The organism is Pontibacillus halophilus JSM 076056 = DSM 19796 (genome assembly GCF_000425205.1).
In the GTDB taxonomy this organism is placed as follows: Bacteria; Bacillota; Bacilli; order Bacillales; family BH030062; genus Pontibacillus_A; species Pontibacillus_A halophilus.
In genome coordinates this window covers 63,738-87,042 of sequence record NZ_AULI01000007.1, presented here as the reverse complement: position 1 = coordinate 87,042, position 23,305 = coordinate 63,738, and the positions used below count along the sequence as shown (strand labels likewise).

Here is a 23,305-nt window from a genome sequence, read left to right as displayed (position 1 = left end):
TGGTTCGACAAATATAAAACATGTTTTTTGGAGGTGGGCCTATGATTCGCTTTATTGCACAACGACTCGTGTACATGCTCATAACACTATTCATCATCGCATCGATCTCGTTCTTCCTTACCTTAACACTTCCAGGTTCTCCACTAACAATGGAAGACAAGCTATCGGATGCACAGCGAGAAATTGTACTTGAGAAATATGGCTTAAATGATCCTGTACCAATTCAATACTTAAATTACATGGGCAATCTAGTCCAAGGGGACCTAGGTGTTTCCTTTATTCAAGATAACCGTGAAGTAACAAGTATTATTGTAGACAAACTTGGTCCGTCCGCACAGCTTGGCGCACAAGGACTATTCTTTGGTTTATTAGTAGGTCTTCTACTCGGACTGCTTTCGGCGTTGTATCACAACAGCCCGATTGATTATGGTTCCACATTTGTTGCAGTTGTGGGTAAATCAATCCCATCCTTCGTATTTGCGGGGATTCTGCAATATTACATTGCGATGAAATTGGGATGGCTGCCAGTGGCGTTCTGGGAAGGGTTCTCCTATACCATTCTTCCTACGCTTGCTGTATCTATGTTCCCGATTGCAATTGCAGCACGTTTCATGAGAACGGAAATGCTTGAGGTGATGGGTGCAGACTACATTACAACTGCTCGAGCTAAAGGTGTCAATAAATTTGGAGTGGTTTGGAAGCACGGTATTCGAAATGCATTGATTCCACTCGTTACGATTATTGGACCACTCGTAATTAGCTTGTTCACTGGTAACTTAGTTATTGAGAACATCTTTGCTGTTCCGGGAATTGGGGACACGTTCGTAACAGCAGTTATGACGAACGATTACCCAGTTATTATGGGAACAACCTTGTTGATTTCATTCGTATTTGTGCTTGTCATTCTATTAATTGACGTCTTATACGGTTTAATCGACCCAAGAATTCGTCTATCAGGGGGAGGAAAGTAAGCGATGGATAACAAAGATCTCAACACGAATGTTCAACCAAACAAAGATTTGTTTGTCCCAGTCGAGCGACGTGACGGGGAAAGCGAACAAATCGGTCGCCCAAGTTTGACTTTCTGGAAAGACTCCTGGATGCGATTGAAGAAAAACACAGGAGCGATTATCGGTTTGATTATGCTATTAGTCGTTGTCTTCATGGCTCTCGTTGGCCCATTGATGAATAGCTATAGTTCGACTGACCAGAATGTCGAGCGCTCTAAGCTTCCCCCTCGTATACAAGGTCTTGAGAATGTAGGTTGGTTGCCATTTACAGGGTTAATAACGGAAGAATTTGAAGCGGCGAACGTCATGACAGCGGAACAACGCGCAACACTCCGTTTTGGTAGTGATGAAGAGTACAAAGAAGTTGAAGTGCTCTCTGAAGGTGGAAATGGAGAAATGGCGAAGATTCAAGTGACGTATGATCCATACGCTGCTGGTGGATTTGAAGAAGATTATTTCTGGTTCGGTTCAGATAAATTAGGACGCGACCAATGGACACGTATTTGGGAAGGGACGCAAATATCTCTTCTAATCGCACTCGTTGCGGCATTTATTGACATGGTTATTGGTGTTGCGTACGGCGGGATTTCAGGTTACTACGGTGGGCGCGTGGATAACACGTTGCAACGTATTATCGAAATCCTTACCGGGATTCCAAACTTGGTTATCGTAATCTTGATGATCCTCGTACTTGGTTCCGGAATTGTCCCGATTATTATTGCCCTTACCATTACGGGTTGGACATCGATGGCTCGAATTGTTCGTGGACAAATTCTGAAACTGAAATCTCAAGAATTCGTTCTGGCTTCTAAAACACTCGGCTCATCGGATTCTAGAATTCTACGTAAACATTTAATCCCTAACGTAACAGGGTTAATCGTAATTAATACAATGTTCACGATTCCGAGTGCAATCTTCTTCGAGGCGTTCTTAAGCTTTATCGGTCTAGGGTTGCAGCCTCCAGATGCTTCACTTGGTACGTTAATTGATGGTGGTTTCGATAGTTTACAGACACATCCGTTTCTATTAATCTATCCAGCTATCGTCATCTCCTTAATAATGATTGGATTTAATATTTTAGCAGACGGTCTTCGTGACGCTCTAGATCCGAAGATGCGCGACTAGAAGGTAGGTGCCACAACATGGAAAACATTCTTGAAGTAAACGATTTACATGTATCATTTGATACGTTTAGCGGAGAAGTAAAAGCCGTTCGTGGTGTAAACCTTGAACTGAGAAGGGGAGAGACACTCGCGATTGTTGGAGAATCTGGATCGGGGAAATCCGTTACAACGAAAGCGTTAATGGGGCTCATTCCCCAGCCGCCAGGACGAATCAAGCAGGGGGAGATTCTCCTTGAAGGACGTGATTTAACGAAGCTAAGCGAGAAGGAACTTGGCAAGATTCGTGGGCGTGATATGTCGATGATCTTCCAAGACCCAATGACTTCATTAAATCCAACGATGAAAGTCGGCAATCAAATCATGGAGGGCTTGATTAAACACCAGAAGATGGCCCGAAGTGAAGCAAAGAAGCGTGCGATTGAGCTACTTGATATGGTTGGGATTCCAAAGCCCACGGAGCGTGTTGATCAATATCCCCACCAATTCTCAGGGGGAATGCGTCAGCGTGTAGTCATCGCGATTGCCCTTGCATGTAATCCGAAGTTATTGATTGCAGACGAGCCAACAACAGCGCTTGATGTAACCATCCAAGCTCAAATCCTCGAACTTATGAAGGATATCCAGAAACGAACAGAAACATCCATCATCTTCATTACACACGACCTTGGTGTAGTAGCGAACGTTGCCGATCGTGTAGCGGTGATGTATGCAGGGAAGATTGTAGAAGTTGGCACGGTGGATGATATCTTCTATAATCCGAAGCACCCGTATACGTGGGGACTACTCGGTTCAATGCCGACTCTTGATAATGCAGAGGAAGAGCTATTTGCCATTCCTGGTTCACCACCAGATTTGCTTAATCCTCCTAAGGGTGACGCATTTGCAGCGCGTAATGAGTATGCGATGAAGATTGATGAGGAGCAGGAGCCGCCAATGTTTAAAGTGTCAGATACGCACTATGCTGCCACTTGGCTGCTCCACGAACACGCACCGAAAATTGAGCCGCCAGAGGCTGTTAAGAAACGTATGGCTGGCTTTGCAGAGGCTAGTGCCAATGGAGGTGGACAACGATGAGCGAAGCACAAAACTTACTCGAAATTAAAAATCTTAAACAACACTTTCCTAGTGGTCGTAAGAATGTCATTAAAGCTGTCGATGGGCTAACGTTTAATATTAAGAAGGGTGAAACGTTTGGCTTAGTTGGAGAGTCTGGTTGTGGAAAGTCCACAACGGGCCGTACAATTATCCGACTGTACGACGCGACAGATGGAGAAGTCATCTTTGACGGGGAGAACGTACAAGGGAAGCTTTCTAAAGACAAGCAACTCGAATTTAACCGTAAGATGCAAATGATCTTCCAAGACCCTTATGCATCCTTAAATCCTCGTATGACTGTAGAAGACATCATTTCAGAGGGACTTGATATTCATGGACTTGTAAAGACGCAGAAAGAGCGTCAGAAGCGAGTGCACGAATTGCTTGAGACAGTAGGACTCAATAAAGACCATGCCAGTCGTTACCCTCACGAGTTTAGTGGTGGTCAGCGTCAGCGTATCGGAATTGCACGAGCGCTTGCTGTTGAGCCTGATTTCATTATCGCGGATGAGCCAATATCTGCACTTGATGTATCAATTCAGGCGCAGGTTGTTAACTTGATGAAGAAGCTTCAGAAGGAACAAGATCTCACGTACTTGTTCATTGCGCATGATTTGTCGATGGTGAAATACATTAGCGATCGTATTGGGGTGATGTACTTTGGGCGTCTAGTTGAGCTTGCAGATGCTGATGAGTTATACAAGAACCCAATGCACCCTTATACGAAATCGCTCTTGTCTGCCATTCCTTTGCCAGACCCAAATTATGAGCGTAATCGTGTACGGGTAACCTACGACCCGAAAGACCATGACCAAAGTGAAGAACCGGAGTTCCGTGAAGTAAAGCCAGGTCATTGGGTGCTTTGTACGACGAAAGAAATGGATGCGCTACAAAATCAATAAGACTACCAATCTCTCTAGTTGTCGAACTAGGGAGATTTTTTCATGATGGTAAATAGAATATTATGGAAGAATAAAGCGTAGTCTGATATCATAGTTGTGTGAGACTTGGGATGCATTTTTTCGCCATTGATAAGAAAAATCGAAAAATAATCCCATTTTGCGACATTTCTCTTTTATAATAGAGTTATAGACTATGGAAGCAGGAGTTTGATGTATATGGAGAAAAAACAGCTAAAGACGTTAGGCCTCGCGGGAGTTCTCCTCACAAGTTTGCTTATGCCATTACATACTAGTGCAGAAACATCAGGTGAGACTCACAAGGCAACGCATCACACAACGAACCAAACGACACTAGAAGCGAGAACGCTACCTGACAGGGTCCCACGTTTTGTTTATGATTCAGGGCTTGATTTCGAGTATCCTGATGCCGTTCGTGGTGTATACGTGACAGGGCCAAGTGCTGGCGGAGCGCGGTTTGAGCGGCTGGTTGATTTAATTCAGTCCACAGACTTAAACTCGATGGTTATTGACATCAAAGAAGATGCAGGCATCTTAACGTTCCAACCAGAAGAGGATTCTCCTTATGCGGATGTCGGAACGGGCTATATTGATGACCCACGTAAACTGCTTGAGCGACTAGAGGAAGAACAGATTTACCCGATTGCACGCGTGGTTGTATTCAAGGATACTAAGCTCGCAGCTAAGAAGCCCGAGTGGTCCTTTACGAAGAATGGCCAAGTGTGGAAGAACGGAAAAGGCGAATCATTTGTGAACCCATTCATGAAAGAAGTATGGGACTATAATGTAGAAATTGCGAAACAAGCAGCTGAAATGGGCTTTCAGGAGATTCAGTTTGATTACGTGCGTTTCCCTGAAGGATTCGAGCGTCGTGATGAAGAATTGTCCTATTCAGAAGGCGATTATGCGGGTGTAGAGGGAGATAATGTTCAGAAGCGTGTCACAGCCGTTACGGACTTCGTGGAGTACGCCAATGAACAGCTTTCGAATTACGATGTAGATGTATCCGTAGATATCTTTGGGTATTCGGCTACGATCCCTGAAGCACCAGGTATCGGTCAGAACTTCTCCAAGATCTCTTCAAACGTCGACGTCATCTCATCCATGATTTATCCGAGTCACTGGACTTCTTACTTCGGTATCGATAAGCCAGATACGAAACCATATGAACTTGTTAATGAATATGCGAAAGTGGAGAATGAACGTTTAGCGGAACTTGAGAATCCTCCAGTATCAAGGCCGTGGATTCAAGACTTTACCGCTTCTTGGCTATATAGCGGACCATCATTTACGTATGGAAAGAATGAAGTAGAAGCACAAATTCGAGCTTTAAATGAAAATGGAATCAATGAATTCCTCTTATGGAATTCTTCCAACAACTATACAGAAGGGGTCGACTACACCCCATAACAGAGAGAGGCATCGCTTTGACGGAAAGCGGTGCTTTTCTTTGCATTTGTAAGGAAATCTGAGAATATTCCTGTTTCATGCATGACTTACTAGGTAAAAGGAAAAAATGTCGACAGAATCAGTATGAAAACGATTTAACAATAGTTTGAAAGTTCGTTATAATTAGGTAGACTACGTATAAAGGAGTAGATCAATGAATTGGTATGAGAAGTTAAATGAGTACTTCCCAATCGAGGAAATGAAATCGAAGAAGCATATGGAATTGCTTCTGAAAGAGAGAAGTGACGTCTATTATAAGGACGAGAGTCCAGACCACGTCATGATGTATGGAGAGTTCGATACGTTCCTCTTCATCGATTACGTATGGGTTTCATCAAATGCAAGAGGGAAAGGTATCGGTCATCAACTCATTGAGAAACTCAAGTCTAAAGGTAAACCCATCATCCTTGAGGTAGAACCTGTAGACTATGAAGATACAGATACGGAGAAGCGCCTTCGTTTCTATCAGAAAGAAGGATTTCAGCATGCAACGTCCATTGGGTATGCGAGAAAGTCCTTAGCCACAAATGAAATTAACCATATGGAAATCCTCTACTGGTCCCCAGAACACGAACCTGAATCATCCATTTATGAGAAGATGAAGATGATGTATAAGAATATTCATGCGTACAAAGACAAAGAAATTTATGGGAAGTCTTATCAATCAGCAGACGAAGTTCTCACGCTAGATGAGAATCGTGATATGGAGAATATTCTTGCAGAATTGAAAGCGACGAAATAATTATTCCGTAAAATTACAAAACTATTTTGCTCATTTATGTTTCAGACAAATGAAAAAGTGGTATCACTCCTATGTATGTACATTGAACGTTATATTTTGGCAAAAAACTCATCAACATGGACCTACCGCTTTGGAAATGGTTGTAGTATACTAAAAATAAGCTATCAGATTAGAGTCATTGCAATGTAAGAAGCGATTTAAATAGTTAAGGCTATATATTTCATTATTGAGGAGTGAAGATTTTAAATGGTCACACTTTATACTTCTCCAAGTTGCACGTCTTGCCGTAAAGCGAAAGCCTGGTTAGAAGAGCACGACATCCCGTTTGTAGAGCGAAACATATTCTCAGAGCCGTTGAACATAGACGAAGTGAAAGAAGTGCTCCGCATGACAGAGGATGGAACGGAAGAAATTATCTCAACACGCTCCAAAGTGTTCCAAGAAATGGACGTTGACCTTGACGATCTCCCGCTAAAGAACCTATTTGATATGATCTCTCAAAGTCCAGGCCTTCTGCGTCGACCAATTATCGTTGACGAGAAACGCCTTCAAGTTGGATACAACGAGGATGAAATTCGTCGCTTCCTACCTCGTAAAGTGCGCTCTTTTCAACTACGCGAGGCACAGCGTTTGGTTAACTAATAGAAGAAAGCTCCACAGGAGATACCCTGTGGAGCTTTCTTTATGTGGCGACTTGTCTTCGGCGGTTAAACATGTACCCGAGGAGAAGCACAAGACCGATGATTCCGATTGGGATGACCCAATGGAGGTATTCATTGTTCTCATAAAATGTTTGAAAGCGCCCTTCATTCAAGATCATTTCAGCGGCTGTATATGCGAGTATGGCAGCCCCTATATACACAAGTACCGGATATTTCTCAAGCAGTTTAAGGATTAGCTTACTTCCCCAAATAATAATCGGAACGGACACAGCGAGTCCAATGATGACGAGCCAGATATTATCATTGGAAGCACCGGCGATAGCTAGGACATTGTCGAATCCCATCACGAGATCAGCGAAGACAATCGTTTTAATTGCAGCAGAAAGGGACTCTCCTGCTTCAATATCAGGATCCTCTCCTTTATCAGTTACAAGCTTAATGGCTATATAAATCAGCAAAATGCCACCAATGAATCGGAGGAAGGGAATTTGGAGCAAGTATAAGGCGACCGCGGTTAAGACGACGCGGATTCCAATCGCGAGCCCAGTTCCCCACAAGATGGCCTTGTTACGCTGTGGTTTCGGCAAATTACGACTGGCTAGAGCAATAACAATGGCGTTGTCGCCTCCAAGTACAATGTCTATTCCGATGATAATAAGAAGCGATTGGAGCGTTTCGAGATCCACTACGTTAAACCTCCTTCATATGTAGTGACAAACACACATAGTTCAGATAGAATGATGAATAAACTCAACTAATCACAGTCTAAGCTTCATAATGATAGCTTATGTCAAAGCTCTATCTGGTTATTCGTTTGTTTTTTGCCATTTTGAGCAATTCTATTTTCAAAATGAGTTCACTTATCATAAAATAAAAATAAATCAAATGAAGCATGACAGCCTATCAAATGGTTGAAACTAACCGTCACAGGGTATGTGATTAGAAAGCAAACCTTGAGGGTGAAGTTGTCCCTTCCACCCAAAACTTATAAGAGCAGAAGGGAGAGAGTAGAATGGAAATCGAACGTATCAATGAGAACACTGTTAAGTTCTACATCACTTATGTGGATATTGAAGATCGAGGATTTAACAAAGAAGAGATTTGGTACAACAGAGATAGAAGTGAGCAATTGTTCTGGCAAATGATGGACGAAGTGAATATTAAAGAAGATTTTAATATAGAAGGGCCTCTTTGGATTCAAGTTCAAGCAATGGACCGCGGTCTTGAGGTTGTCGTGACGAAAGCGCAACTATCGAACGATGGACAGAACTTAGAACTTCCTGATGAGAATGGCAAAGGTCTTGAAATTCCAATGGAAGAGAAGCTTGAGTCCATGATTCAATCTCAATATGGGGAAGACCAAACGTCTGAAGAATCTAAAGAAGATGCTGTCCAATCACATGGGGACGACCTTTCCTTTGTTCTTGAATTTAAAGACTTTGAACATGTCATCCAATTAAGCCACTACTTCAACAATAATGAAATGGTAGCAGACCAACTGTATCACTTTGAAGATAAATACTTCTTATACGTTGAATTCGGCGAAGAAGACCAGACAGATGAAGAGCAGGAGAATATCCTTAGTCAACTTCTTGAGTTTGGTTCAGAGTCCACGATGACCGTATATCGCCTTGAAGAGTATGGCAAAGTAATCTTTAATGAGGATGCGCTTCAAAATATTCGCAGCTATTTCCCACAATCATAAGGTAGAGCTTACGCTTTCATGACGACAACCCAAGTAAGGTTGTCGTTTTTTTGTGGTTGAATGGGGACAGTTGCAACACATTTCTAATTCCTATATGGTTAGGTTGGTTTGAAACTTTTCCTTCAACATATCGTAATAGAGAGAAGGATAGAGAGAAGGGAAGAAGTCACATGTTTAAACGGATACAAATCCTTGTTTTTATATTGATCTTATTTGGCTTATTATACGTGACGAATGATTTCTGGGAAGGACGACTCCTTACCTCGCTATCTGTGATGTTTACGTTGTCGGCTGTCTTTATCGGATTCGTTATCTTCTTCGAGAATCGACAACCTACGCAGACATTGACGTGGTTACTTGTGTTGGCTGTATTTCCTATTGTGGGCTTCTTCTTTTACATGCTGTTTGGCGTGAATTATCGTAAGCGAAAGATGTTTAGAAGAAAAGCAGCGATGGATGAACAGGCGTTCCAGAAGATTGAACGAGCCGGTTCCATGACCACCATTGAAACAGAACAAATGGGGGACCACCAGCGCTTGCTGTTCCAGCTTGCTCAGCGAATTGGAAATTCTCCAATCTCCTTTAATACAAAGACTGAAATCTTGACGAATGGTGTCGTTAAGTTCAAGCGATTAATGGAAGAATTGGAGAAGGCAGAGCATCACATCCATATGGAATACTACATTGTACGTCATGATGAAATCGGTAAAGAAATTAAAGACATTCTAATTCGAAAGGCGCAGGAGGGTGTAGAAGTTCGCTTCTTGTATGATGCTGTTGGTAGCTGGAAGCTGTCACAAGCGTATAAGGATGAATTGGAACGGGCTGGAGTTCGTGTTGTTCCCTTCTCACCGGTACGGTTACCTTTCTTAAACAACAAGATTAACTTTCGAAATCACCGGAAAATTGTCGTAGTCGATGGAAATGTAGGTTTCGTCGGAGGACTAAATATCGGGGATGAATATATTGGCCGGAATGCGTACTTTGGGGACTGGCGTGACACGCATATGTACGTAGAAGGAGAAGCCGTTCGAAGCCTGCAACTCATCTTCTTGCAGGATTGGTTCTATATGACAGGGGATACGTTGCTCACATCGAATTACCTTTCACCTAACTTAATTGAACATGAAGGTCGTGGCGGCGTTCAAATGATTGCAAGTGGGCCAGACAACCAATGGGAGGTAATTAAGAGTGTATTCTTCTCCATGATTGTCTCTGCTAAGGAATCCATTTATATCGCTTCCCCTTACTTCATCCCGGATGAGGATATCTTGAGCGCTTTGAAGGTAGCGGCCTTAAGTGGCGTGGATGTGAAACTGCTTGTGCCGAACCGTCCTGATAAACGAATTGTCTTTCATGCCTCCCGTTCCTACTTCCCTGAACTTCTTGAAGCGGGAGTGAACATTTACGAATATGAGAAAGGCTTTCTTCACAGCAAGGTCATTATCGTCGACCAAGAGCTTGCATCGATTGGGACATCCAATATGGATATGCGGAGTTTTCACTTGAACTTTGAGGTCAATGCATTCTTATACCGAACGAAGAGTACAGAAACGCTCGTACAGAACTTCTTAACAGATATAGACAACTCCAATCAGTTGAAGCTCCAAGACTTCAATAAACGTTCCATTCTTATGCGCGTAATGGAATCGACTGCTCGATTGCTCTCCCCGTTGTTGTAAGGAGAATCCACCTTCTATAGTTGAGGGTGGATTTTTTTCGTTCGAATCGTAATGAAGAAGAAAGGAAGAAGGATTACTGAGATGGTTGTGGAAAGTATAGGGTGGAGGTGATGTGCTTTGCTGCAAGCTGTTCATTCAAGTGGCAAGCTTGTCTTATTGATGAAACAATCGCGTGATGAGATTGACAACCTTCGTGGTGGGGCTTTCTATTGTCCTCATTGTGAGGAAAGAGTGATGATTCGTAGTGGTCCACGTACGGTACCGCACTTTGCTCATTACAGAAGAAGTACATGTGTACACAATGAAGGGGAAGGGGGTTATCACGAGAATGGAAAGATTCAACTATATCAATGGCTAAAGAAGCAAGGGTATGATACAACACTCGAGGAATATGTGCCATCCATTCAACAGCGCCCTGACGTACTAGTAAGAAGTAAAACCCACACCCTAGCATTCGAATACCAATGTGCTTCTCTATCGCTAACAGAGTGGCAAAGGCGAACAACAGGCTTTAAACGCGCGGGGATTATTCCTATATGGATTCGCGGTGCAACCTCACTAGGGAAACGAAAGCGAATGACTCAAGCCCTCTCAAGCTTAGACCAAGCTTTCTTCTATCAACTGCCTCGGTCACCCTCCATTACTCTTTATGCGTACTGCTCGGATACCGAGCGTTTTATTCTTCACCAACATCCTTATCCTCTTTCATCCACAAGAGCCCTCACCACCGTGTCTTCTCACAAACTTCATTCTTTATCCTTATCCACGCTCCTAACCTTTACCCGCCCCCTTCATGTCGAATCCTACTTTCATTCCATCGTCCTTTCAAGAAAGAAATGGCGTTCTATGCGTCCAAATCAAAATCCCAATTCGAAAGAGAATCAATGGTTTCAATGGCTTTACCTAAAGGGATATCATCCAAGCCTCTTGCCTTCTATTTGCTGTATACCTGTTTTGGAACATGAGTGGGGAGAACCGAACTACGTGTGGCAAAGCCGACTTGTCCTCGATGAACTGGATCCCATTCAGATTGGAGGGGTGTACTCATATTTCCATTCTAACAAGAAGAAAACAGGTGTTATCCATTACATGGATGTCCTGTGTCGTCTCAAGATCTTTGAGCGGGTGGAAGGGGGATATGTGAAACGAAAGCCGATCGTATTTCCAGAGTGTGTGCCTCATGCCTATGAACAGGATGAGGCGTTAAACAACAAGTTATGCATCGCACTTTTTTAGCATGTTCCGGGGGCAATGGGGTATAATGAACATGAGGAAAATAAAGAATAAATTTTCTGAAAAAAAGGGTATCCTCGCTCTATCCCGAACATGGTATAGGTAGGACGAGTACAAGGAGGAATAGTCATGGCGAAGGAACTGCCAAAACGCGAAGAAATCCCTGTTGAAAAGACATGGAGACTTGAAGACATTTTCTCAAGTGATCAAGAATGGGAACAGGAATTTACGGCAATTAAAGAGTTATTGCCAAATCTTAAAGAGTACCAAGGCCAATTACACGAATCTGCAGATACATTACTTGATTTATTAAAGCTTCAAGATGAAGTTGCGAACCGGATTGGGAAGCTCTATACATACGCTCACATGCGCAATGACCAGGATACAACGAACTCTCATTACCAAGAGTTGAACACTCGTGCAGAGAACCTGCTTACTGGAGTAAGTAGTGCCATGAGTTATATCGATCCTGAGATCTTAGCGATGGAAGAAGGGAAAGTAGAATCCTTTATTAAGGAGAACAGTGGGCTAGAAGAATATCGCCATTCGTTGAACGAAATTCTTCGTGCGAAACCTCACACACTTAGTGAGAAAGAGGAAGCGATGCTTGCACAGTTCTCTGAAGTAGCTTCTACTCCAAGTCAGACCTTCGGAGCTTTAAACAACGCTGACATCGATTTCCCAACAATTCAAGATGAGGACGGCAATGATGTGGACCTTACGCACGGCCGCTATATCCGATATCTTAAATCTCCAGACCGTGAAGTACGTAAACAAGCCTTCAAGGCCATGTACGACACGTTCGGGAAGTACAAGAACACCTTTGCCACAACACTTAGTGGTTCAGTGAAGAAGCATAATCTGTATGCGAATCTGCGCAACTATGATTCAGCTCGTCATAGTGCCCTTGATAAGAATAAGATTCCAGAGCAGGTCTACGATAACCTAGTTGAGGCTGTTCATGACCGCTTGCCAGCTCTTCATCGTTATGTACAGCTTCGTAAGGAAGTGCTTGAACTGGATGAGGTGCATATGTATGACCTCTATGCGGATCTTGTGAAAGACGTCGACATGGATGTTCCTTATGAAGAGGCCAAGGAACTTGTTCTGAAGGGATTGGCTCCGCTCGGGGATGAATATACGTCCATTATTAAAGAAGGCTATGAGAATCGCTGGATTGACGTTGAAGAGAATAAAGGGAAACGAAGCGGTGCTTATTCTTCTGGTACGTATGGAACAAATCCGTACATCCTTATGAACTGGCAGAGCAATTTGAACAACCTGTTCACGCTTGCCCATGAGCTAGGTCACTCTCTACACAGTTATTATACGACGAAGGAGCAGCCATTCCGCTATGGGAACTACTCCATCTTCGTAGCAGAAGTAGCGTCAACGACGAATGAATCGTTATTGAATGAATACCTGCTCCAAGAAACAAATGACGAGAAGCGAAAGCTGTACTTGTTAAATCACTTCTTGGAAGGTTTCCGTGGGACGGTATTCCGTCAGACGATGTTTGCGGAGTTTGAGCATGAGATTCATAAGCGCGCACAAGAGGGAGAAGCGTTAACGTCTGAGAAGTTAACAAGCATCTACTACGACCTGAACAAGAAGTACTTCGGAGAAGATATCGTAATTGATGACGAGATTGGCATAGAGTGGGCTCGCATTCCTCACTTCTATTACAATTACTATGTGTACCAATATGCAACTGGATACTCTGCTGCGACAGCACTTGCGAGTCAAATTCAGAAAGAAGGCGACACGGCAGTAGAACGCTACAAAGCCTTCTTGAAGGCGGGTAGCAGTGATTATCCGATCGAAGTGTTGAAGAAGGCTGGTGTCGACATGACATCGAAAGAGCCAATCCTAGCTGCGCTTGACGTATTTGAAGCAAAGCTTGCTGAGTTTGAGAAACTGATTAAGCAATAAGACAAAGCCCCCATCTTGCGTAGATGGGGGCTTTCTTATGTGTAGCTTTATGGTTGATGAAGTAGGGGAGAAAGCTATAAGAAACCCCTGAACCGTTTCCGTCTCATAATGCTAAAGACCGTAAAGAAAATTGTAACGAACAAACAAGGCATTGTAAGGTAGATGGGATAGAGGAACATCATGCCAAAAATATTAAAGAAAAATGCTAGGATTGTCATCATAAGCCAAAACCATATAAATGAATTCATCGATTCATCCCCCTAAAACACTGTTATTACAGTGTATGCGAACGATAATTTCCGATATTCTGGAATGATAGCGGTTTTTTTATTGACGAAAATGTGAACTATTAATTTTTTTGGTTATATTGGTTGCATTCCCATGGGGCAGCTGATAATATATAAACTGTGAAATGAATCACATACAAACAATAACCCCTTTGTTTGACCGTGAATCTTTCTCCCATCCCCCCTTTTGTCTATAAAAGACAACGTGTAGTGGCCAAGCTTTGCTTGGCCCTTTTAATACATAAACATGTAATCGTTTACAAGAACATAAATTTCCTAGTCTTATTAAAATTTAACGACTAGGGAATAATTGGTTGTTTATCTGCTGTCTGAAACAGGTAGTAACATAAGGACAAAAAAATCCACCTATTACACATAGGTGGATTTCTAACCTGAATAGCGCCAGAACGTTCCGTGTTTGACAGGAACTCGTTCTACTTGTTGTTTAAGGAGAAGCTTCTTCATCTCACATTCAGTTCGACTTTCGGACCAGTCAAAGACCGTTGAGATCTCCTTATTGGCTACGAAGCCGAAATGTTTCATAAATTCTTCAAGAGATGGCTTTTGTGCAGCCTGTGGTGTCTTCTGTAACATCTCTTCAAGAACTTGTACATAAACATGATACGGATAAAGACCGCTTATCTTAATGCCCTCTTCTTCTTCTAGTTGATTAAATAGAACAATAGAAGGGGTCTCCTCCACTTCCATCTCTCGTGTAAGCTTCAAATCACATTGAAGGGCTCGTTTCGCAGAGTCGGAATGAAGGTCTTTCTCAAATTCTTCGATATCAATATTCGCTTCATGGGCACATTGCATGAGTACTTCTTGATTGGAAATGTTCTGTTTGTTCAAGAATAGATACTCTTGCACTTTTCTTAAGAAACGCATCCCTGGTTTTCGACCTTGTAATTCAGCAGCTTTGATGGCTAATGCTGTAATCCATGGTGAAGAGACAGGATTCTCAAACCATACATCCCCATCGCAGCTCATTCCAGTACGGCTTGATGTTTTCTCCCATACTTTGGCGATATCATCAGGTTTATTGTAATGATCTGCGTTGAGTGATGTGAGCTTCCCGCTGATAATAGGTCGAAACGTGAAGTAACGGCCATATTCTATCATTAGTTTCTTGATATAAGGTTCGAGCGACCAACAATCTGAACAGAGAGGGTCCACAAACACATAAATCTCAACGGGTTTCTTTAAGAAGTCGAAAAAACCGTACTGGGATGTCTGTTGTTTGTTCGTGTTGTTTTGTGCCCCAGACGTGTTCCAACTCACATCGATTCTCCTTTCCCATCACCCGGTGTGTTCGTCATATGATGAGCCGTTCTTGTGAGACGCTCAAATAACACACTGAAATAGGGTTCTTCCATCTCAATTTCCTCCATAGCTTCATGCATGCATGAAAGCCACGCATTTCGTCTGGAAGGTGTAATCTCAAAGGGTAAATGTCTTGCTCTTAACATAGGATGTCCGTGCTCTTCGGTGTAATATGCAGGGCCTCCTAGAAATTGTGATAGAAACTGTTTTTGTTTTCGAGCAGTTTCCGTTAAATCATTTGGAAAGATCGGTTGCAGTTCTTCATGTTCTGCAACGCGCTTATAAAATGCTTCGACGAGAAGGTCCACTGCTTCAAATCCGCCAATGGCATCATAAAGCGTGCGGTGAGATTGACTCATAGTACATATTCCTTTCTCGTTCGTTTTTCTTATTTTAGCAATGGATTATGATTCATAGCAATTATTCTGTTTCTGAGAGAGAATTGTAGAAACGTTGGATCTTATTCGGTGTCTCTCGTTTAGGAATGTCGTATTGGGACAATAGAGAGTGAAAGACGTCTGATCCATGCTGTTTCTCTGACGCTTCTAATTCTAGTTCATAGTCACTTTGACCGTTGTATAGACTCTTGTCTAGAACGACGGTAGTCTCATTATAAGGCACTTCAATTCGTTCCGTCGTTAACGCTCCTAAATAGCGTAAGGAAGAAACAGGAACTTGTAAAGCGTTTAGTCTCTTCATCACATGAGGGGCGTCTGTAGGCGTGTTGTTCATCCATGCACGAGCCTCTTCTTCTGTAAGTGTATCATGGGTCTCTAAGAGTCCTTCTGGATGAGGTTCTTTCAAGGTTAGTGTCCACGTATCGTTCTTTTTTCGTATACGTAGAGCGGCCTTGTGGGATTTTAAAGCGTGATCGTTTGTCTCGAAATAGTGATTGGTCTGAGAAAACAGGTCTTCTTGTTTAAGGTTAAATGCGTTCATTAGTTTGTGATATTCGTTCTCTTCAACTAGGTTCTTAAATTCAATTTCAATTTCTTGTGACATACTTTTTCCTCCGTTACGTGTCGAATGTGCGACTCTATTATTGACGAGTTCGTTTCAGATTGCAATCATTATCCATTTACCACATTTGTGATACAATAAAAAGCGCGAAAGTTGATCTTATCCATGGGGATAAGATGAGAGGACAAAAGGTGGTGCGCGAGTTTGAATTGGGAGACTCTACTTGCCCCGTATACACAGGCTGTAGACGAATTAAAGGTAAAGCTCAAGGGAATGCGGGCACAATACGAATATGAATCCATGCACTCTCCGATTGAATTTGTAACGGGAAGGGTAAAGCCTATTACAAGCATTTTGGAGAAGGCGAGACGTAAAGATATTCCTTATGCCGATCTTGAGCATCATATCCAAGATATTGCAGGCCTTCGAGTTGTTGTCCAATTCGTAGACGACATCCGAACCGTCGTGCAAATGTTACGTTCTAGAAACGACTTTGACATCATTGAAGAGAAAGACTATATCTCTCGCAAGAAAGAAAGCGGCTATCGCTCTTACCATGTGATTATCTCCTATCCTGTGGAGACCATTCATGGGGAGAAGAAGCTGCTGGCTGAGATTCAAATACGTACGCTGGCCATGAATTTCTGGGCAACGAACGAGCACTCATTAAACTACAAATATAGCGGTCAAATGCCAAGTGAAGTTAAAACGCGCTTGAAGAAAGCAGCCGAGGCCGCATTTCAACTAGACGAGGAAATGTCTAAGATACGAAACGAAATCCAAGAGGCCCAGGCCATCTTCCGAAAGAAATCGGATAGCTAGTCTGAACTGAGAAGGGGAGGAGAAGGATGAAGTTTGTCATCACGTCCAAGGGAGACCGTGTATCAGACGATTTGCAGGCAAAGATGAAGAATTACTTAACTGAATTTAAGCTTGAGTGGGACCCTGAAGAACCAGACCTCGTTATTTCTGTTGGCGGGGATGGAACATTGCTTGAGGCTTTCCACAGCTACATCCACCGATTAGAAGAGACAGCCTTTATTGGTGTACATACAGGTCACCTTGGCTTTTACGCTGATTGGATGCCGAAAGAAGTGGAGAAGCTGATTATTGAAATTGCAAGGACACCGTTCCAAGTTGTTGAATATCCGCTCCTTGAGATTGTCATTCGTCCAGAAGATGGAGAGAAGGAAGACCGATTCCTCGCTTTAAATGAATGTACCATTAAGACAGCAGAAGGTTCTGTTGTGTTGGACTTAGAAATTAAAGGAGAACATTTCGAAACGTTCCGTGGAGATGGACTTTGCCTATCGACTCCTTCAGGTAGTACAGCATACAATAAAGCATTGGGAGGGGCCATTATTCATCCATCAATCGAAGCCGTACAGGTAACAGAGATGGCGTCCATCAACAACCGCGTCTTCCGAACGATTGGCTCCCCTCTAATTCTGCCAAAGCACCACACGTGTCTTCTGAAGCCAAAGAACGACCGAAGCTTCCTGTTTACATTAGACCATATTACAAGAAGCTATACGAAGGTGAAATCCATTGAGTGTCGTGTGGCGAAAGAACGAGTACGCTTTGCAAGATTCCGCCCGTTCCCATTCTGGAAACGAGTACACGAATCGTTTATTGCGGATGAGCGATCATAATTAGGTGATGGTATGAAATGGATCATTAAGAAAGAAGAAGATGGAATGCTCGTACGGGACTACTTGTACTCAGTACGAGCATTTTCACGTCGGATGATTAAAGTTGTGAAGTTTGATGGTGGGATTCTTGTGAACGGGATAGAGGTGAGAGTGAGGCACACCTTGCACTCTGGAGACGTTCTCCACGTGTCATTCCCACCTGAAGAAAGAGGAGAATGGCTCATCCCAGAACAGCTCCCGTTAGAGGTAGTATATGAGGATGAGCATACCCTTGTGGTCGAGAAGCCGTTCGGGCAAGCGACAATTCCGGGGCGAGATCATAAGAGAGGGACGTTGGCTAATGCCTTAATGGCTTATTATGATCGCCATGCTTACCCTTACACGGCACACATTGTCACGCGCCTAGACCGGGATACATCTGGACTTGTTCTAATTGCGAAACATCGCTTTGCCCATTCCTTGCTTTCTGAACAGCAAGTGAATGGGGCGATTCATAGACAGTACTATGCTATCGTTACGGACGAAATGGAAGAAAGCCATGGGACAATCGATGTGCCAATTGCTCGACATCCAGATTCCATTATTCGCCGCTACGTTTCAGAGGAAGGGAAACGTGCAGTGACGCATTACAAAGTGGTGGAAAGAAAGAATGGACATACGCTCGTACAGCTTAAACTTGATACAGGTCGTACACACCAAATCCGAGTGCATATGGCATATATAGGCCATCCTTTAATTGGAGACGACCTATACGGCGGTGCAACCGACAAGCTTACGAGGCAGGCTTTACACTGCTTCTCTCTCCGCTATCCGAGTCCATTGGAGGAAAGCAAGCACCAAACCTTTGAGATAGACTTGGCGAAAGATTTAAAGGATTATTGGAAGCATATCTAAATAATAAAGACACGTGAGAGGATCTCACGTGTCTATTAATCGTCGAAGGTTCTAAATTTCTCGGTAACCTCTTCCTGTCTAGAGGGGACAGATACAATTGTCTCTTCTGGTAACCGAAACGCAGTTAGCTTCCCGCCGAATACACATCCCGTGTCGATGTTGACTGTCTTATGTTTGAAACGAGGCTCGCGTACAGGAGTATGACCATATACAATCCAACGCTCACCATTATAATGCTGCGCCCAATCTCGTCTTACTGGCATCCCATTTGGGTGGAATTCCCCTGTAATATCTCCATAGAGTACGAACGTTCTTACCTTCTTATGATACGAACCAATCATGTCTTCCCGGATACCTGCGTGTGCAACAACAACATTCAATTCAGGTTGAATGAGGTACAGGGGAGATTCGTCATAAAGCGTCATAAATTCCTCTTTTACGCGCTTTGCTGTAGCGTCGTCTAACGCTTGTAGTTCCGCTACAGTTGTCTCTAAGCCATGCTGAAGCTTAACGTTGTTACCGAGGAAATAGCGGTAGAGCTTATTGCAATGATTTCCCGGGACATAATAGCCTTTCTTCTGCTCAATAACGAGTTGGTAGACAAGGCGCATCACGGCGACAGAATTCGGGCCCCGGTCTTGTAAATCCCCGACAAAAATCGGCACCCTTCCGTTTGGATGGACTGGAATCCCATTCTTCATCTCATACCCCAATGTTTCAAATAGTTCCATCATCTCTTCATAACAGCCATGAACATCTCCAATTATATCAGCTTTCATACAGATTCCTCCTTATACAAAAAAGGTGGAGCGCTCTAGTTAGCGTTCCACCTTCCTCATTAATCAAACATATAAACCCTTGTTCTTGAACGAATATTAAATACAATCCCTATGGCGAGCATGTAGGTAATTAAAGAACTCCCTCCGTAACTAATAAACGGGAGAGGTATTCCTGTGATTGGCAACAATTGCAGAGACATGCCGATGTTCTGGAATACTTGGAATGTGAACATCCCGATAAACCCGACACATAAATAGCTGCCAAACTGATCGTTACTTTCGAGTGCTGTGTAAATCATCCGATAGATGAGTAAGAAGAATAACGTAATGACAATACTAGCTCCAATAAAGCCGAATTGCTCAGAGATTGCCGTGAAAATCATGTCTGTGTGACGTTCTGGTATACGTAAGGAGGATTGTATGCCTCCAATCCCTTTCCCGTATAGCTGTCCAGAACCAATGGCCATCATCGCGTTGATGAGTTGATAGCCGTATGAGCCACTATACTGTTCTGGCTGCAGCCACCCGTAGAAACGTTCCAATACGTGGTTAAAGCCAGATTCGCTTAGTGTAGTTTCAGTGAACGTTGGAAATAGGGTATAGAAGATGAGTACGCCTAATACGAAGACGCCAATAACGAGCAGGATGCTAAGTAAAATTCTCCAACGTATCCCTGAAACCAAAATCATGGCACCTGTAATGGCACTTACGACAAGGAATGTTCCTAAGTCAGGTTGATTAATAATGAGTGCCATTGGAACTAATGCGACCCCTACAATCTTAACGAGTAACCATAAATCAGTTTTAATGTCTGTTCGTTTGTACTTTTCTCTATGCCTTACAATGAGATGTGCTTGTAAGATGACAAGAAATACCTTGATGAATTCCCCTGGTTGCAAGCTCATGCCAGGGAATGCGTACCAACTTGTAGCTCCGTTAATCGTTTTCGTGAATGGAGCGTTGAATTCTAGTCCAAGCAAGAGAAGTACGCCAAATCCATAAAGGAACCAGGCGACTTGGCCTAAACGGTCATAGTCAATGAGCATTACTCCAACAATGACAATGAAACCAGCTATGTACCATACGATTTGTTTCATGAAATAGTTTGATGATGATTCTGGTAAGATGGGTTGAATCGTATAAAGAGCGAAACAGCTAACGGCTGCGAGTGACAATAGAATAGTAAGTAATCCGAAGTCTATATTGTATCCTTGGTTGTTTTGACCCATTTTGTGAATCCTTTCTGGATAAGTTCTAGCGTATGACACTTGTCTCTCAAGTTTACACCATTCTTTTCTATTTTTTAAGATATTCGTTGTGTAGATTTTAAAAGGGGAGGAAAGTTTCACCGGAATTCCTCCATTTCGTTGACAAACGTACGTTTCAACATTACGATGAAACGGTCATAAAACCGTGGACGAACCGACAATTCAATAGGGGATAAGGAGGGGATACAATGGAATATCTTGAGGAACATGAACGAAGAGAGCAATGGAAGAAAATCGAGAACGCTCTTCAAGAGGACCGCATAGATGAATTTCGTGCCGAATTCCTAGAGATGCACCCATACGACCAGGCAAAAATATTCGAGGAACAAACAGAAGAGACAAGACAACAAATCTATACGTACTTATCTCCTGAAGAAATTGCCGATGTTATGGAACACATTGAATTTGAAGATATTGAACTTTATTTCTCTGAGATGGATCCAAGATTTGCAGCCCAAGTGCTTGCGGATATCTCAACGGATGATGCTGTCGATATATTAAACGAACTGGATATTAATAAAGTTGCAAGTTTCTTAACGATTATGGATAAAGAATCAGCTGCTGAAATTAAAGAGCTACTTCACTATGAAGAAAAAACGGCCGGAAGTATTATGACAACCGAATATGTTGTCATTCGAGCGGAGGAAACGGTACGGCAGGCGATGCTTCATTTAAGAACAGAAGCGCCAGACGCAGAAACCATCTACTATATTTATGTTGTTGATGAAGAGAAGCGTCTTGTTGGGGTTATTTCGCTTCGTGATCTGATTATTGCAGAAGATGACTGGCTTATTTCAGAAGTCATGAGCGACCGAGTGCTATCAGTTTCTGTCGGTGATGACCAAGAAGAAGTCGCGCGTATGATGCGTGATTATGACTTTCTAGCGATGCCTGTTGTGGATTTCAAGCAGCATATGCTAGGGATCATTACCGTCGATGACGTTATGGACGTTATGGAAGAAGAAGCGAGTGATGACTATTCCAAGCTTGCCGGTGTATCCGATGTAGATAACCGCGATGATACCGCCTTTGCCTCAGCTAAAAAGCGTTTGCCTTGGCTCGTCATTCTCTTGTTCTTAGGGTTAATGACAGCGAGCTTAATTAGCCGATTTGAAGATACATTGAATGAAGTAGCCATCTTAGCCATCTTCATTCCACTTATTGCTGGAATGGCAGGGAACACTGGTACGCAAGCGTTGGCGGTTGCCGTTCGTAGTATTGCGACAGGTGAGCATGGCAAAGGAGGTCTTGCCAAGCTCGTAGCGAGAGAGGCTGGAACGGGACTCATTAATGGTGTAATCTGTGGAATTATTATTACAGGCATCGTATACTTCTGGCAAGGTGACATCTTCTTAGGAATTCTCGTTGGAATTTCCATTTTGTCGACCCTCATTGTAGCGACGTTGGCTGGTGCCACAGTTCCGCTTGTGATGCATAAATTCAACATTGACCCAGCCGTGGCGTCAGGACCGTTTATCACGACAATTAACGATATCATTTCAATTCTGATTTACTTTGGTGTAGCTACTGCATTCTTAAATTTACATTTACTCATTACATCTTGAGAACAAGCCCCGTCAGCCGACAAATCTGACGGGGTTTTTAAGTGGAGAAGCAGGGAATAGGAAATGGGTGGCGAAGTTACCAGTTAGGAGCATAAGTGGACAGATTCGGTTTCATACTAAGGATGCAGATTTAGAAATGATTTGTGTTACGCCATCATATTGTATAAAATAGTAGCAGGTACTAATAACAAATACTAATTTAGCATACACTGCTCGAGGAGGGCTATGGATGAACTTTTCTCTAGAAGGTCGCACCTATGTAGTTATGGGCGTTGCGAACAGACGTAGTATTGCATGGGGCATCGCACAGTCGTTACATAATGCAGGTGCACGATTAATCTTCACATATGCTTCAGAACGTTTCGAGAAAACGGTGAAAGATTTAGCGGCATCTCTTGATGGGCAAGACCCACTCTTTTACGAGTGTGACGTGACAGATGATGAGAGCATTATGAATACGTTCCAACAGATTCAAGATGACGTTGGTGTTATTCATGGACTTGCACACTGTATCGCGTTTGCGAATAAAGAAGAATTAAAGGGTGAGTTCTTGAACACAAGCCGTGACGGTTTCCTAACGGCTCATAATATTAGCTCTTACTCTTTAACTGCTGTAGCTCGTGCAGCTCAACCGCTTATGTCTGAAGGTGGCGGTATTGTCACGCTTACGTATCTTGGTGGTGAGCGTGTTGTTGAGAACTATAACGTGATGGGCGTTGCGAAAGCTAGCCTTGATGCAAGCGTGAAATACTTGGCTGCAGATCTTGGGAAGCACGGAATCCGTGTGAACTCCATCTCTGCGGGACCAATTCGTACGCTTTCTGCTAAAGGCGTTGGTGACTTCAACTCAATCCTTAAGCACATTGAAGAGCGTTCTCCATTGCGCCGACCTACAACTCAGGAAGAGGTAGGCGACACAGCTTATTACCTATTAAGCGATCTATCACGAGGAGTTACCGGTGAAATGATTCACGTTGACTCTGGCTATAGCATTATTGGCCGTTAAGGTCATTTCCCCCGAGG

The 23,305-nt window shown here is 43.0% G+C and carries 22 protein-coding genes; 16 read left to right on the top strand and 6 right to left on the bottom strand.

From position 1 onward, the window contains the following. The first annotated feature begins 41 nt into the window (after window positions 1-41). The 7 genes from opp3b to spxA all read left to right on the top strand — a co-directional run bounded on the left by opp3b (window position 42) and on the right by spxA (window position 6,982). Window positions 42-971 carry an oligopeptide ABC transporter permease gene (opp3b, locus tag H513_RS0107530; RefSeq protein WP_026800196.1) on the top strand — a complete coding sequence of 310 codons (930 nt, stop codon included), beginning with the start codon at window positions 42-44 and terminating at the stop codon, window positions 969-971. A 3-nt stretch (window positions 972-974) separates the two neighbouring features. After that, window positions 975-2,135 (top strand): oligopeptide ABC transporter permease, encoded by a 1,161-nt coding sequence (gene opp3C / locus H513_RS0107525; RefSeq protein WP_026800195.1) that lies wholly within the window; start codon window positions 975-977, stop codon window positions 2,133-2,135. Between the two features lie 17 nt (window positions 2,136-2,152). After that, complete coding sequence (locus H513_RS0107520; RefSeq protein WP_026800194.1) at window positions 2,153-3,208, top strand: ABC transporter ATP-binding protein; 1,056 nt, start codon at window positions 2,153-2,155, stop codon at window positions 3,206-3,208. After that, on the top strand, window positions 3,205-4,131 hold the full coding sequence (locus H513_RS0107515; RefSeq protein WP_026800193.1) for an ABC transporter ATP-binding protein: 927 nt from the start codon (window positions 3,205-3,207) through the stop codon (window positions 4,129-4,131). Before H513_RS0107520 ends, H513_RS0107515 begins: the two co-directional genes overlap by 4 nt. 216 nt (window positions 4,132-4,347) lie before the next feature. After that, window positions 4,348-5,559 carry a putative glycoside hydrolase gene (locus H513_RS0107510; RefSeq protein ID WP_026800192.1) on the top strand — a complete coding sequence of 404 codons (1,212 nt, stop codon included), beginning with the start codon at window positions 4,348-4,350 and terminating at the stop codon, window positions 5,557-5,559. A 193-nt stretch (window positions 5,560-5,752) separates the two neighbouring features. Further along, window positions 5,753-6,340, top strand: a complete 588-nt coding sequence (locus H513_RS0107505; protein WP_026800191.1) for a GNAT family N-acetyltransferase — start codon at window positions 5,753-5,755, stop codon at window positions 6,338-6,340. A gap of 246 nt (window positions 6,341-6,586) precedes the next feature. Beyond that, complete coding sequence (spxA, locus tag H513_RS0107500; RefSeq protein ID WP_026800190.1) at window positions 6,587-6,982, top strand: transcriptional regulator SpxA; 396 nt, start codon at window positions 6,587-6,589, stop codon at window positions 6,980-6,982. 40 nt (window positions 6,983-7,022) lie between these two features. On the opposite strand, the gene H513_RS0107495 is transcribed toward spxA, so the two are convergent. Then, window positions 7,023-7,688, bottom strand: a complete 666-nt coding sequence (locus H513_RS0107495; protein WP_026800189.1) for a TerC family protein — start codon at window positions 7,686-7,688, stop codon at window positions 7,023-7,025. A gap of 326 nt (window positions 7,689-8,014) precedes the next feature. Between H513_RS0107495 and mecA the strand changes: the two genes are divergently transcribed. The 4 genes from mecA (at window position 8,015) to pepF (ending at window position 13,554) form a co-directional block, all read left to right on the top strand. Beyond that, entirely contained in the window at window positions 8,015-8,707 is a 693-nt protein-coding gene (gene mecA / locus H513_RS0107490) for an adaptor protein MecA (RefSeq protein WP_026800188.1), read from the top strand. A 170-nt stretch (window positions 8,708-8,877) separates the two neighbouring features. Next, entirely contained in the window at window positions 8,878-10,389 is a 1,512-nt protein-coding gene (gene cls, locus H513_RS0107485; RefSeq protein ID WP_026800187.1) for a cardiolipin synthase, read from the top strand. Window positions 10,390-10,506: 117 nt separating this feature from the next. Then, window positions 10,507-11,625 (top strand): competence protein CoiA, encoded by a 1,119-nt coding sequence (locus H513_RS0107480; protein ID WP_026800186.1) that lies wholly within the window; start codon window positions 10,507-10,509, stop codon window positions 11,623-11,625. Between the two features lie 126 nt (window positions 11,626-11,751). Further along, a complete protein-coding gene (pepF, locus tag H513_RS0107475) occupies window positions 11,752-13,554 on the top strand; it encodes an oligoendopeptidase F (protein WP_026800185.1) in 1,803 nt (600 codons plus the stop codon). 674 nt (window positions 13,555-14,228) lie between these two features. Here pepF and H513_RS0107465 read toward each other — a convergent pair. The 3 genes from H513_RS0107465 to H513_RS0107455 form a co-directional block, all read right to left on the bottom strand. After that, window positions 14,229-15,122, bottom strand: coding sequence for a ClpXP adapter SpxH family protein (locus tag H513_RS0107465; RefSeq protein ID WP_026800184.1), 894 nt, complete (start codon window positions 15,120-15,122; stop codon window positions 14,229-14,231). Then, window positions 15,119-15,523 carry a globin domain-containing protein gene (locus H513_RS0107460; RefSeq protein WP_026800183.1) on the bottom strand — a complete coding sequence of 135 codons (405 nt, stop codon included), beginning with the start codon at window positions 15,521-15,523 and terminating at the stop codon, window positions 15,119-15,121. The genes H513_RS0107465 and H513_RS0107460 overlap by 4 nt, the downstream gene beginning before the upstream one ends. 61 nt (window positions 15,524-15,584) lie before the next feature. Continuing rightward, entirely contained in the window at window positions 15,585-16,166 is a 582-nt protein-coding gene (locus tag H513_RS0107455) for a CYTH domain-containing protein (RefSeq protein WP_026800182.1), read from the bottom strand. Between the two features lie 162 nt (window positions 16,167-16,328). Here H513_RS0107455 and yjbM point away from each other — a divergent pair, with 162 nt between their 5' ends. The 3 genes from yjbM to H513_RS0107440 are packed head-to-tail and all read left to right on the top strand — an operon-like array spanning window position 16,329 to window position 18,670. Next, the gene (yjbM, locus tag H513_RS0107450) at window positions 16,329-16,946 is read left to right on the top strand and encodes a GTP diphosphokinase (RefSeq protein ID WP_026800181.1); all 618 of its coding nucleotides are present in this window, start codon (window positions 16,329-16,331) and stop codon (window positions 16,944-16,946) included. Between the two features lie 26 nt (window positions 16,947-16,972). After that, window positions 16,973-17,776 carry an NAD kinase gene (locus H513_RS0107445; protein WP_026800180.1) on the top strand — a complete coding sequence of 268 codons (804 nt, stop codon included), beginning with the start codon at window positions 16,973-16,975 and terminating at the stop codon, window positions 17,774-17,776. Window positions 17,777-17,788: 12 nt separating this feature from the next. Then, window positions 17,789-18,670, top strand: a complete 882-nt coding sequence (locus H513_RS0107440) for an RluA family pseudouridine synthase (protein ID WP_026800179.1) — start codon at window positions 17,789-17,791, stop codon at window positions 18,668-18,670. Between the two features lie 35 nt (window positions 18,671-18,705). On the opposite strand, the gene prpE is transcribed toward H513_RS0107440, so the two are convergent. Beyond that, window positions 18,706-19,449, bottom strand: coding sequence for a bis(5'-nucleosyl)-tetraphosphatase PrpE (gene prpE, locus H513_RS0107435; protein WP_026800178.1), 744 nt, complete (start codon window positions 19,447-19,449; stop codon window positions 18,706-18,708). A gap of 59 nt (window positions 19,450-19,508) precedes the next feature. After that, window positions 19,509-20,678, bottom strand: a complete 1,170-nt coding sequence (locus H513_RS0107430; protein WP_026800177.1) for an FtsW/RodA/SpoVE family cell cycle protein — start codon at window positions 20,676-20,678, stop codon at window positions 19,509-19,511. A gap of 227 nt (window positions 20,679-20,905) precedes the next feature. Between H513_RS0107430 and mgtE the strand changes: the two genes are divergently transcribed. After that, window positions 20,906-22,282 carry a magnesium transporter gene (gene mgtE, locus H513_RS0107425; protein ID WP_026800176.1) on the top strand — a complete coding sequence of 459 codons (1,377 nt, stop codon included), beginning with the start codon at window positions 20,906-20,908 and terminating at the stop codon, window positions 22,280-22,282. Window positions 22,283-22,511: 229 nt separating this feature from the next. Beyond that, entirely contained in the window at window positions 22,512-23,288 is a 777-nt protein-coding gene (fabI, locus tag H513_RS0107420) for an enoyl-ACP reductase FabI (protein ID WP_026800175.1), read from the top strand. Window positions 23,289-23,305: the final 17 nt, after the last annotated feature.